Raw genomic sequence first — 12,786 nt, 5'->3', positions numbered from 1 at the left:
TATTTTCAATTGTTATGCCATTACCTTTATAAAAATTAAAACTTTTTTTAATTAAACTGTAACAGTTTATGAATGTCTTCATCTTTATACCAAAGCAATTGTTTTTTTGACATCAACCAATCAAAATATCGAACAGTTACTATTGCATTGTAAATCTGGAAATCAACGTGCACAGTTGGAAGTTTACAACAGATATAACAAAGCAATGTATAACACAGCAATTAGAATCGTAAAAGACTCTTTTAAGGCTGAGGACATTATGCAAGAGTCATTTTTAACGGCTTTTACAAAGTTAAATACACTTCAAGACACCAAAGTATTTGGTTCTTGGTTAAAACGAATTGTAGTGAATAATAGTATTGCGCATTACAATAAAACGTCGAAACAAAATAAAGTGCCTTTAGACAATTTATTATATAAAGTTGAAGACGACACAGGCATAGAAGAAAGCAATCATAACAACGAAAAAGTAAAACAAATAATGAACGTAATGAAAACCTTAAAGCCTAACTATAGTTTAGGATTATCATTACATCTTATTGAGGGTTATGATTATGAAGAAATCTGTGACATTATGGATATTTCTTATGCTAATTGCAGAACGATGATCTCAAGAGCAAAAGAAAGTTTACGTAAAAAATTAATGCAAACCGCATAAAATAAAGAACTATGCAAAAAGATACTATAGACGAATTATTTGACAACTTAAAAGATGAGTTCGATGTTAACGAACCTAGTCAAGGTCATGAGCTTCGCTTCTTAGACAGGTTAAAAGCAAATGATGTGGTTGTTAATGATTCTAAATCGTCATCTCGTTTTAACTGGAGACCTTTCCTAGCCATTGCAGCTTCTGTAGTTATTTGTTTAAGTGTTTTTATGACACTTCAAAACGAACCAGAAACTTTAGACTTGGCAAGTGTGTCGCCAGAATTAGCTGAAACACAAGATTTCTTTACAGCAACTATTGAAAATGAGTTAAAAAAACTAAATAATGAACGTTCACCATTAACAGAACAAATAATTACAGATGCGCTAGAGCAGATTAAATTATTAGAAAGTGAATACCAAAAATTAAAAACAAATTTAACCGAAATTGGAAATGATCAGCGTGTTATCTATGCTATGATTACCAATTTTCAAAATAGAATAGACATTTTAAATATTGTCTTAGAAGAAATTGAAACTATTAAAAATTTAAAAACAAATACAAATGATACTAAAAATACAATATAGGTTAGCATTATTACTGTTAGTTATTCCTTTTTTAACATTTGCGAATACAGATCTAATAGTAGCTAAAACAAGTAAAGAAAGAAACATTAAAAAGTCTTTTAATGTCTCATCTGACGCAACTTTGAAGGTCACCAATAGTTTTGGTAATTTAAACATTATCACATGGGATGAAAATCGTATTGAATTCAATATTACTATAAAGATCTCAGGTAATGATGAAGAAAAAGTACAAGACCGTCTTAACGGAATTGATGTTGAATTTTCATCTTCTAATGATTTAGTTTCTGCAATTACCAAAATTGAAAAAAACAAAAAGAACTGGTGGAACTGGGGAAAAAAGATGAATTTAAAAATGGAGATTGATTATGTTATAAAGATGCCAATGACTAATAATGTAGATCTTAATAATAAATTTGGATCAATTAATTTAGATAGATTGAAGGGCTCTAGCAAAATTAGATGTGATCATGGTAAAATTACTACTAAAGAATTAATGTCTAATAACAATGTGATTAATTTCAACCATACAAGAAATAGCTATTTTGAGTATATTAAAGAAGGGAAAATTTCAGCTAACCATAGTGGTTTTACAATCACAAAAGCTGAAAAAATAAATCTTAGCGCTAATCATACAAGATCAATAGTTGAGTTTGCAGAAAATATTGATTACAATTGCAATCATGGTTCTCTAAAAGTTGATAATATTAATAATTTAGATGGCAAGGGTAACCACCTCACTACTAGAATTGGCAATGTTTTCAAAAATCTAAAATTAAGAGGTAGCCATGTTTCTTTAAAAATAGAACGTTTAGCTTCTAAAGCTAATTCTATCGACATAGATACAAGATTTACAAGCATGACTATAGGCTATGATGCTGGTTTTAATTTTAATTTTGATTTCGACTTTAGTCATGGGTCATTAAGAGATTCTCAAGGTTTTAATTTCACAAATAAGCATACAGATTATACAAGTAAAGCATATGAAGGTTACTATGGCTCTCAAGATTCTGGTAATATGGTAAAAATTAAATCCCAACATGGAAGTGTGAGTTTTAAAAGACAATAAACAATCAAAAACAAATAAAATCAATTAATCAAAAACAAAAATTATGAAACTATTAAAATCGATTACGCTATTAGCTTTTCTTTTGAGCACAACACTATCTTGTGCACAATGGGGAAATGGTAAAAAAATGAAAGGTAATGGAGATATTACAACAGTGACAAGATCAACAAGTTCTTATGATGGCTTAAAAGCTGCAGGACCAATGGACTTTAAACTAGTACAAGGAAAGGAAGGTGAAATTTCTATCAAAGGTGACGCTAACCTTATGGAGTATATTGTTACTGAAGTGAAAGACAATAAACTTATAGTTAAAGCTAAAAAAGGTTATAATTTAAAGCCTAGTAAAACTATTGTGGTTACTGTACCTTTCGAATCTATTAGTTCTGTTTCTCTTGCACGATCTGGTGACATAATGAATACTGGTACAATTAAAGCAGATGACTTTGACGTATCTATAGCTGGTTCTGGTGATATTAATTTAAATGTAGCTGCCAAAACTATAGAAAGCGCTATAGCTGGTTCTGGTGATATTGTATTAAAGGGTTCAGCAAAAAAATTAACAACTAAGATTGCTGGTTCAGGAGACTTTAATGGTAAAGGGTTAGAAAGCACAAACGTTACTGCAAAAATTGCAGGTTCTGGTACTGCAGATGTGGTTTGTAATGGAGAACTTAAAGTTAGAATAAGTGGTTCTGGAGATGTTAACTACTCTGGTACACCAACAAATAAAGACATTAAGATTTCAGGCTCTGGTAGTGTGAGTAATTAGTAAATCAATCAACCAAAAATTGAAAAAGGACTAGCTTTGCTGGTTCTTTTTTTTTATTTATTTAATTTCTTAAACTTTCAGTTAGATCCTTTAAACTATAAAACCCGCATCTATCGCATTTAGAGATTAAACTCTCAAATTTACTTTTAGTAATCTCCTTATTTTAAAAGGCATTATCTACTTATAATCATTTTTACCATTAAACAATAGTGATTTCCCATAGATATAATAGAATCTATTCTTAGGCATAAATCTAATCTTTATAACTTAACATATACATAAGTAATGCGTTCATTAATCTGAGACACACCATCAACTGTACTCGTTGCTGAGAAAGCATTATCAATAGCTATAAACAAACTATTAGAATTTCTAAAGTAATTAACTATACTTCCATCTTCCATTGTAAAAATTAAAGTGTTATTACCTATTTGCACCCAATTAAAAGGCCTATCTATACTTATAGCGTTACAGGTAACAAAAAAGTCCTCTTCATTAGGAGATCCATCAATTGGTGTGTATGTAATATCTGCAACAGATCTTAAGTATAAAACTCCTGTACCATCACTATAAAATGTAATGGTTTCGTTAGTGTAACAATCGATATCTTCTAAATAATCGTTTGTTACCTCACCATCATTATCAATATCCCTAGCTTGATCTGTTAACCATGCTTCTAATCTCCAAGTACCAACAGTTTCAACAAAAACGGGTTCGCAATCACCTAATTCATCTAGTATAGCTCTAAGTGTACCATCATCACCACAAACTTCGATTTGATACTCAAGAGCATCTTTGTAAGCATTACACAACGCTTCTGTATCAGAATCAGAAGCAAGCAAATAGTTTTGTCTTGCAACTTCAGTTGCAGCTATAGCATCATCACATAGTGGGTTTTCGAGAACGCAATCTCCTAATTCATCAATTATATTCTGTAATAATCCATCAGGATCACCACAAAGTGAAATTTGATCTTGTAAAGCATCTTTATAAACCGAACACAAAAGATTATATTGGTCTTCTGTAGCAGCACTAAAGTCTTCAGCAGCATTTGCTGTAGCTTCTATAGCAAGCTCACATGGATTGTCTCTAGTTGGTAAATCACCTTCATAAGGTTCGTTACCACAATTAACCAACAAAATGAGTGCTATAAATAAACATAGCACTAAAATTTTCTTCATCATAGCACTATAAAGTTAAGGATTAATTTTAATATGATACTACTGAAAATCTAACTCTGATCTATTTTTACATTTCTGATCGTATTCAGTATTAGTAAGCCTACAACAAAAAATGTAATAAGAAATAAAATAGAATATCTCATACTGCCAGTAATACTGGCAACAAATCCATATAAAAACAACCCTATTACGAGTCCAATTTTTTCTGCAACATCATAAAAACTAAAGTAAGATGCTGTGTCTTCAGACCCAAATGGTATCAATTTACTGTATGTAGATCTAGATAATGCTTGTATACCACCCATTACTAAACCAACAGTAGCAGCTGTTATGTAAAAATGTGTTGGAGTCTTAACAAAATAAGCAAATCCGCAAATTAAGATCCAAATGCATATCACACAGATTAAAGCTTTTATATTTCCAATTTTTTTAGAGAGTTTTGCTGTGTAGTTTGCTCCAATAACAGCTATCAATTGAATTAATAAAATACTAATAATTAATCCTGTAGTAGAATCTTGAGTTCCCCAATCTAACTCCTCAACTGCAAAATATGTAGCAGCTAACATTATGGTTTGTACTGCCATACTATAAACAAAAAACGCAGATAAATAGGTTTTTAAAATTTTATTGGACTTAAGTGCTAACCATATTTTTTTAAGTTCATTAAAACCAGACATAAGTACTGTTTTTGTTACTTTATGACCTTCATTAGTTCCTGTTGGTAAATGTTTAAAAGTATATTGAGCAAATAAAACCCACCATACACCAACCATGATAAATGCAATTCTTGTTGGTTGCGCCTCGGTTTCAAAACCAAACCACTCAAATTTAAGAATCATCACAAGATTTATTAATAGTAATAATACGCTACCTATATAACCTAGAGAAAACCCTTTAGCACTAACTTTATCTTGTTGTTCAGGAAATGCAATATCTGGCAAATATGAATTATAAAATACTAAACTTCCCCAAAAACCTACTAGTCCTAGAACGTAACACACCATTCCAAAAAGTAAATTATCTAGAGAAAACCAATATAATCCTATACAAGCAGAGGCGCCTAAATAGCAAAAGAACTTCATAAAAGATTCTTTATTACCTACATAATCTGAAATTCCAGAAAGTATTGGTGAAAGTATCGATACTATTAAAAAACTAAAGGCTGTTACATAACTTATTAAGGAGTCATTATTAAACTGATAGCCTAAAAAATTAACTGTATCATTTAATACTTTACCTGTTTCTTCATCTTTTATAATAGTCAATGCACCATAAAATATAGGAAATACAGCTGACGATATAACTAAAGGATATACAGAATTAGCCCAATCGTAGAAAGCCCATGCATGCAGAAGCTTTTTGCTTCCTTTTTTTAATTCACTCATAGTATAGAAATAAAAAAGCTGCTCTTATTGAGCAGCTTCTAAAATAATCAAATATTATGAATAGGTTCTTAATTTATAGGTCTAAATGAAGTAACGCCAAATTTCTTTGCTTCTGCTTGTGCTGTTGGCGCCATTGCCTGTAAATTAGTTATTCTTGTGTCGTTACTTGGATGTGTGCTTAAAAATTCTGGTGGTGCTTGACCTCCACTATTAGCTTTCATACGTTTCCATAACTCCGCTCCTTCATCAGGATTATATCCTGCAATAGCCATTATAAGCAATCCAACTCTATCAGCTTCTGTTTCATGTGCTCTACTAAATGGTAACATTCCAGCAACATTAGAAACAATACCAAAAGATTGATTAAAAATGCCTAATGCTTTTTGATCATTTGCTAAAGCTACATTTCCTGCTTCTGCTAAACCTTGTTGTAAATATGCTGCACTCATACGTTGCTGTCCGTGATTTGCTAACGCATGTATAACCTCATGTCCCATTATAGCTGCTACACCAGTCTCATTTTGAGCAATAGGCAGAATACCTGTATAGAATGCAATTTTACCACCTGGCATACACCATGCATTAACTTGCTCTGATTCAATAAGTGTATATTCCCATTGATAATCATCTAAATAACTTTGATGTCCATTTGCATTTAACCAACGCTCTGCTGCAACAGCAATACGCTGACCTACTCTAGTGATCATCTCAGCATCTTTAGTGCCTTTAATAACTTTATTTTCTGAAAGCACCTGATTATATTGGGCAAAAGCTGAAGGGAATAATTGGTCATTACTAACAAAAGCCAATGTTTTTTTACCTGTAAAAGGATTTGTAGCACAAGACAGAATTACGGCCAGTATACCAAGACTTAATATTACTTTTTTCAACTTCATAGCTAATGGTCTATATTATGATTACTAAAATACAAAAATGAATTTGTAACTATTAGACACTAAAATAAACTTTTGGTCACTTTGATTTTGACGCTTTACCAATAATATGCAATTCAGAAAAATTCTTATCTACAACAAAAGAAATCGTACCATTAGATTTTAGATGCTTTAAAGAAATTGTTTCGTTGTCTATCTGTACTTCACCAATTTCGAATGGCAATCCGTGTATTTGAACCTTAAATGTTTCATAAGGTGTAATAAATTTACCTTCTTTATGCTGATTAATGATTAATTCGTTTTTACGGCCAGTTAACATAAAGTTTCTTAAACTATAACGTCCTTTGGTATAATCGAAACCATCATTAGCATCACTAAAAAGTTCACTTTCTTCTTTACCTTTTTTATAATAAACGTCTAAAGTAATTTCTTTTATTTCTTTTTCGCCTACGTATTGTTGAATAGGATATTTAGGAATTATAGCACCTTCTTTTACAAAAATCGGCATACTGTCTATATCTGCATCAATCCACATTTCTCTTCCACCTTTAAGAACCTCATCTGTCCAGAAATTATACCAATTCCCTTTTGGAATATACATACGTCTTCCCTTGGCATTTGGCTCTAAAACTGGACAAGCCAAAATTTGTTCTCCAAAAATAAACTCGTCAGTTCTGTAATGTGTTTGTACATCATCCTGATCAAATAACACTAGTGATTTTAATAAAGGAGTTCCGTGATCTGCATAGTTCCAAAATGCAGTATATAAATAAGGTAGTAATTGGTAACGAATTTCAATAAACTTTCTAACTATATCAGTAACATCTTCATCGAAAGCCCATGGTTCTTGATCACCATGATCTCCTGAAGAATGTACTCTAAAGAATGGGTGAAAAACACCAAGCTGAACCCAACGTGTAAACAATTCTCCTTGTGGTTGCTCTGCAAAACCACCTATATCACTTCCTGCAAAAGAAAAACCAGACATTGCCATACGCTGCGCCTGAATATTTGCAATCCATAAATGTTCCCAAGTTGCAACGTTATCTCCTGTCCATGTAGATGTATAACGCTGTGTCCCAGAATATGCTGAACGTGTTATTACAAAAGGACGTTTTGGATAAGAATATTTCTTTAAGCCTTGGTATGTAGCTCTTGCCATTTGCATACCATAAATGTTATGCGCTTTTCTATGGCTACAAGGATTACCATCATAATCATGCCTTACATCATCTGGAAATGTTTTATTTGGCACCTCCATTACGGCTGGTTCATTCATATCATTCCAAACTCCTTTTATTCCAATATCCTCAATAAGTTCTTGAAACAAACCAGACCACCAATCTCTTACTTCTGGGTTTGTAAAGTCAGGAAAGTAACATTCACCTGGCCAAACTTTCCCTTTCATATAGTCTCCATCTGCTCGCTTACAGAAATAGTCTTTTTCTAAAGCTTCTTTAAAAACTGAGTAATCTTTATCTATTTTAATCCCTGGATCAATAATAGCAACAGTTTTAAAACCATCTTCAGATAATTCTTTAACCATACGCTTTGGGTCTGGAAAATAATCTTTGTTCCAAGTGAAACACCTAAATCCATCCATGTAATCTATATCTAAATAGATAGCATCACAAGGGATTTTAAGTTTTCTGAACGTTGAAGTAATCTCCTTAACTTTACTTTCAGGGTAATAACTCCATTTACATTGATGAAATCCTAATGCCCAAAGTGGAGGTAAATGGTGAGGCTTTCCAGTTAAGTCTGTATAACTTTCAACAACATCGTTCATCTTAGGCCCATAAAAGAAATAATAATTCATTTCCCCGCCTTGTGACCAAAAGCTTGTTACATTTCTACGCTCATGAGCAAAATCGAAAGAAGTTCTAAATGTATTATCGAAGAAAATACCATAGGCTTTACCATGATGCAGACCCGTATAAAACGGAATTGCCTTGTATATTGGGTCAGTATCCTTACCATAAGCGTAAGAATCTGTTACCCAATTATTATAACGTTTTCCTTTTAGGTTAAGATGATTAGGCTTATCACCTAAGCCATAATAACTCTCACCATCATTAGAAACTTTACTCATTTTTACAACATTACCACCATATTGGTAGCTTTCTTCCCAATGGAAACCAGTTTCGTCTTGATTTATAAGTTTACCATCTATAACATCATAGATAGCTACTCGCATGCTTTCTTTAGAAATCTCGCATCGTAATTTTGAAGTTGTTATCTCGTAACGATCCTTTTTCTCTTCAATTTCTAATTTATTATAACCAATGCTGGCATATTTGGTAATAGCATAAGAAAAATCATTATCAAAATTACCAACTGTTGTATATCTAAAACGAAGTAAACTATCTCTTACAACTGTTAATTGAAGAATAACATCATTATCTGCAGTAAAGTAAAGCTTATCAACGTCCTTTTTGAAGTCTATTAATTTTGAAGGAAATAAATTTCCTTTATTTTCTAGTTCAGTATTTACAATCATATATCAATCTCTTTGTAAAATAACTGTAAAAAAACGGAAAAAATAGAACTATTAAAAACCTTAAACGTGGTATTTATAATGAATTGCTAACTATAACGTTTTCGGGTAAGAATTTTGATTAAATGATAATTTAAATTAGGTTTTATGTCTATTTAATATTGATTTCTTAATCGCAAAAACTGAAATTTCAAATACAAAATAAACACCTAATTTATTTCGAATACTTAAAAACAACCATCCCTAATGGTGGAATAGTAACCTCAATAGAATCATCTCTAAAATGCCAGGCATCGGCTTTACTAGTTTTTATTTTGTTCTTAAATTCTCCGCTACCAAAGTATTTCTTTAAATCACTATTAAAAATCTCTTTTAACTTCCCTTTTCTTGGCAAGCCTAATTTGTAATTTTCTTTAGGAACTGGTGTCATATTACAAGCTATAATGACATCGTCTTCCTCATTATTCCCTTTTCTGATATATGTAAATACTGAGTTTTCGGCGTCATTATAATCTATCCATTCAAATCCTTCTCCCGAAAATTGTTTTTCGTGTAAAGCTGGTTCTTTTTTATAAAGTGCATTTAAATCTCTAACTAATTCTTGTACTCCTTTATGAGGATTGTATTGTAGCAGATGCCAATCTAAACTTTGTTCAAAATTCCATTCTTCACTTTGGCCAAATTCAGCACCTTGAAATAATAGATTAGTTCCTGGATGTGTAAACATATAACTATACAATAGTCTTAAATTTGCAAAACGTTGCCACTCATCACCTGGCATTCTTCCCAAGATTGACCTCTTACCATATACCACTTCATCATGACTTAATGGTAGCATAAAATTCTCAGTAAATGCGTAAGTCATTGAGAACGTTAAATCATTTTGATGATGCTTTCTGTATATAGGTTCTTTTGCAAAATACTGTAACGTATCGTGCATCCAACCCATCATCCATTTCATACCAAATCCTAAACCACCAATAGAAGTTGGCTTAGATACCATTGGGAAAGCAGTTGATTCTTCCGCAATAGTTTGTACATCTGGAAAAGACGAATACACAGCTTCATTCATTTCTCTTAAAAATGACATAGCTTCTAAATTCTCTCTTCCACCAAACATATTTGGTTCCCATTCACCATCTTCTCTACTATAATCTAAAAATAACATGGATGCTACTGCATCAACTCTTAAACCATCTACATGAAATTGATCTAACCAAAATATGGCGTTACTAATTAAAAAAGACTTAACCTCGTTACGTCCATAATTAAAGATTAAACTTTTCCAGTCTTGATGATAACCTTTTTTTGGATCTGGATGTTCATAAAGTGCTGAACCATCAAAAAATCCTAATCCGTGAGCATCTTCTGGAAAATGCGATGGCACCCAATCTAAAATAATTCCGATATCATTTTGGTGTAACTTATCGACAAGTAATTTGAACTCTTCAGGATATCCAAAACGAGATGTTGGCGCAAAATAACCAGTAAGTTGATAGCCCCAAGATGGGTCATATGGAAACTCCATAACTGGCATTAATTCCACATGTGTAAAATTCATATCCTTTACATAAGCAACTAACTCATCTGTCATTTCTTTATATGACAAAAATCGATTTTCTTCAATTTTCTTTTTCCAAGAACCTAAATGAACTTCATAAACCGAATAAGGTGCATCTAAGGCATTATGCTTTTTACGCTTTTTCATCCATATGCTATCCTTCCAAGAATAAGGTTCATCCCAAACAATTGAAGCTGTTTTTGGATTATGCTCTGCACGCCTTGCATAAGGATCTGCTTTTTCAGTTTTTATATCGTTATGATTACTCTGAATCTTATATTTATACTTACTCCCTTTACCTGCACCTGGAATAAAACCTTCCCAAATACCACTAGAATCCCAGCGTACATTTAATTTATGCTCACCTTCTACCCAAAAATTAAAATCTCCAATTACAGATACCATTTTGGCACTAGGTGCCCAAACAGCAAAGTAAACACCTTCTACTCCATCTACAGTAGTTATATGTGATCCAAACTTCTCATATAATCTATAGTGCTTTCCTGCTTTAAAAAGGTTAACATCGAAATCTGTAAAACGACTGTGTGCAATTACTTCTGCCATAAATTAGTTGTTAATTATATTTGAGATTCCCTTTAAAGGAATAACTGCCCATCTTGGACGCGAATTAAGTTCATATCCTAATTCGTAAACTGCTTTTTCGAGTAATGAATATTTTAATAAGAATATACGTTCTTGCTGATAGCCAATGTTGATATTTGCATTTTGTATTTCTACTACATAAGTACCTAAAAATAGACCTATAAAGTATTGATATAGTATTTCACCAGCTTCAAAAAGTTCTGTTTGTGTATGCTTATAATTATCTAGGTTATTGAATATAGTAGCATAAATCGCATAATGAAAAGACCTAAACAAACCTGCTACATCCTTTAATGGTGGTTGTTTTACCTTACGATCTCTAATCGTACTTTCTGGTTCACCTTCAAAATCTAATATATAAAAGTCATCGTCTTTAACGAGTATTTGACCTAAATGGTAATCGCCATGCACACGCAAACGTTCTCCTTTTAGTTTAGTCCAATCAAAATCTACAAAACGTTTTCTTATATCGTTTTTCTTATCCAGAAAAACATTAGCTAGCTCTAAAGCTAAACCATCTAACTTATGCAAGTTATTTTCTACAGCATTTAAACGATTCTGAAATTGATATAATAGTCTATTCTTTAACCAAACCGTATAGTCTCCATTAAAGCGAGTTGGTGTAAATGCAGTATCCTCAAACTCTGAGCCCAAAGCAATATGCATCTCAGCCGTTCGTTTAGCTAATTGCTGAATTTTAGTAAATACATTTAAACCAACCCAATCAATAATTTGAGGTGGAATATCTCTAATATCTAGTCGTACAAAAGTCTCAGTATGTGGCAACTGGCCAATATCAATAGACTTATATTCTAAATTAGAAAACACCTTATGTAATTCTTTGAGCATATAATCCCATGCATCACCATCATTAGGGACCATTTCATTCATCAATGCAATAGTAATATTGGTATTTTCGTGATCTTTAATTTGCATACTACCTAAATACGCAGGTGTATTTTTAAAGTCTTTCTTTTCGGATAAGAAACGGCTCATCTCGTAATCTGGATTACGATCTGCATATATGCGTCTAAAAAACTTTAAAACAAACTTATCATTGTAAACTATAGACGTATTACTTTGTTCCATTCCCATGAATCGCGAAGATTCATATTTACTATCTTTAAACAATGAGCTTTTTTTATACTGAACACGAGTTCTGTCCTTAGGAACTGCACTTAGAATACGCTCAAAAACAACGCGTCTAAAAGCCTCAAGATTTATGGCATCTATTATAAATCCTTTTTGATTTTGGATACTTATAGGAAGAATACGGTCGTCTTTTGCAAAATTTTCATCAGAAACAAAGGCTATTGGTAAAAAGTAATGTTGGTAAAAGGCTTCGACAAAATTAACTTCTAAAATAAGACCATAATAGACCTCTTCGTTTTGTTGAATACGAAAATATTCTGCTAACTCAACATATTTTAGTTTACTCGATTTTCCACCATACCAGCGTTGTTTTACAATATACTGTTCTAAAACATCAGATAAAAAAATGTCTACGAAATCTTCGTTTTCCATTAGCTCTTCCCAACGTATATCGAAGTTATACGGTTGCTTGAGATTAACAGCCTGAGAATTCTTTTTAGACATGC

The 12,786-nt window shown here is 32.0% G+C and carries 10 protein-coding genes; 4 read left to right on the top strand and 6 right to left on the bottom strand.

Annotated elements, in window-relative coordinates; translation table 11 throughout:
- The first annotated feature begins 106 nt into the window (after window positions 1-106).
- From WPG_RS14140 to WPG_RS14125, 4 genes are read left to right on the top strand one after another with little or no spacing between them, the layout of a single operon-like run.
- Window positions 107-658, top strand: a complete 552-nt coding sequence (locus WPG_RS14140) for an RNA polymerase sigma factor (RefSeq protein WP_045473864.1) — start codon at window positions 107-109, stop codon at window positions 656-658.
- A gap of 11 nt (window positions 659-669) precedes the next feature.
- Window positions 670-1,233, top strand: a complete 564-nt coding sequence (locus WPG_RS14135; protein ID WP_045473862.1) for a hypothetical protein — start codon at window positions 670-672, stop codon at window positions 1,231-1,233.
- Window positions 1,211-2,299: a hypothetical protein gene (locus tag WPG_RS14130; RefSeq protein WP_045473859.1), complete on the top strand. Its 1,089-nt coding sequence runs from the start codon at window positions 1,211-1,213 to the stop codon at window positions 2,297-2,299. The genes WPG_RS14135 and WPG_RS14130 overlap by 23 nt, the downstream gene beginning before the upstream one ends.
- A gap of 43 nt (window positions 2,300-2,342) precedes the next feature.
- The gene (locus tag WPG_RS14125) at window positions 2,343-3,068 is read left to right on the top strand and encodes a head GIN domain-containing protein (protein ID WP_045473858.1); all 726 of its coding nucleotides are present in this window, start codon (window positions 2,343-2,345) and stop codon (window positions 3,066-3,068) included.
- A 260-nt stretch (window positions 3,069-3,328) separates the two neighbouring features.
- Here WPG_RS14125 and WPG_RS14120 read toward each other — a convergent pair whose 3' ends face one another.
- The 6 genes from WPG_RS14120 to WPG_RS14095 all read right to left on the bottom strand — a co-directional run bounded on the left by WPG_RS14120 (window position 3,329) and on the right by WPG_RS14095 (window position 12,784).
- Window positions 3,329-4,252 carry a hypothetical protein gene (locus WPG_RS14120; RefSeq protein ID WP_144374485.1) on the bottom strand — a complete coding sequence of 308 codons (924 nt, stop codon included), beginning with the start codon at window positions 4,250-4,252 and terminating at the stop codon, window positions 3,329-3,331.
- A gap of 47 nt (window positions 4,253-4,299) precedes the next feature.
- Window positions 4,300-5,634 carry an MFS transporter gene (locus WPG_RS14115; RefSeq protein WP_045473854.1) on the bottom strand — a complete coding sequence of 445 codons (1,335 nt, stop codon included), beginning with the start codon at window positions 5,632-5,634 and terminating at the stop codon, window positions 4,300-4,302.
- Window positions 5,635-5,702: 68 nt separating this feature from the next.
- Complete coding sequence (locus WPG_RS14110; RefSeq protein WP_171817189.1) at window positions 5,703-6,530, bottom strand: M48 family metallopeptidase; 828 nt, start codon at window positions 6,528-6,530, stop codon at window positions 5,703-5,705.
- 76 nt (window positions 6,531-6,606) lie between these two features.
- Window positions 6,607-9,027, bottom strand: a complete 2,421-nt coding sequence (locus WPG_RS14105; protein ID WP_045473852.1) for a glycoside hydrolase family 31 protein — start codon at window positions 9,025-9,027, stop codon at window positions 6,607-6,609.
- Between the two features lie 211 nt (window positions 9,028-9,238).
- Entirely contained in the window at window positions 9,239-11,149 is a 1,911-nt protein-coding gene (gene glgB, locus WPG_RS14100; RefSeq protein ID WP_045473850.1) for a 1,4-alpha-glucan branching protein GlgB, read from the bottom strand.
- Window positions 11,150-11,152: 3 nt separating this feature from the next.
- Window positions 11,153-12,784, bottom strand: a complete 1,632-nt coding sequence (locus tag WPG_RS14095; protein WP_045473848.1) for a maltokinase N-terminal cap-like domain-containing protein — start codon at window positions 12,782-12,784, stop codon at window positions 11,153-11,155.
- Window positions 12,785-12,786 lie beyond the last annotated feature (2 nt).

The organism is Winogradskyella sp. PG-2, assembly GCF_000828715.1.
GTDB lineage: Bacteria > Bacteroidota > Bacteroidia > Flavobacteriales > Flavobacteriaceae > Winogradskyella.
The sequence above is the reverse complement of the archived record's forward strand: the minus strand, read 5'-3'. Positions and strand labels throughout refer to the sequence as shown.

Coding starts and splice junctions, on each gene's coding strand:
- WPG_RS14115 (WP_045473854.1), bottom strand. CDS start 5,634: ATGAGTGAATTAAAAAAAGGAAGCAAAAAGCTTCTGCATGCATGGGCT.
- WPG_RS14110 (WP_171817189.1), bottom strand. CDS start 6,530: ATGAAGTTGAAAAAAGTAATATTAAGTCTTGGTATACTGGCCGTAATT.
- WPG_RS14135 (WP_045473862.1), top strand. CDS start 670: ATGCAAAAAGATACTATAGACGAATTATTTGACAACTTAAAAGATGAG.
- glgB (WP_045473850.1), bottom strand. CDS start 11,149: ATGGCAGAAGTAATTGCACACAGTCGTTTTACAGATTTCGATGTTAAC.
- WPG_RS14095 (WP_045473848.1), bottom strand. CDS start 12,784: ATGTCTAAAAAGAATTCTCAGGCTGTTAATCTCAAGCAACCGTATAAC.
- WPG_RS14130 (WP_045473859.1), top strand. CDS start 1,211: ATGATACTAAAAATACAATATAGGTTAGCATTATTACTGTTAGTTATT.
- WPG_RS14125 (WP_045473858.1), top strand. CDS start 2,343: ATGAAACTATTAAAATCGATTACGCTATTAGCTTTTCTTTTGAGCACA.
- WPG_RS14120 (WP_144374485.1), bottom strand. CDS start 4,252: ATGATGAAGAAAATTTTAGTGCTATGTTTATTTATAGCACTCATTTTG.
- WPG_RS14105 (WP_045473852.1), bottom strand. CDS start 9,027: ATGATTGTAAATACTGAACTAGAAAATAAAGGAAATTTATTTCCTTCA.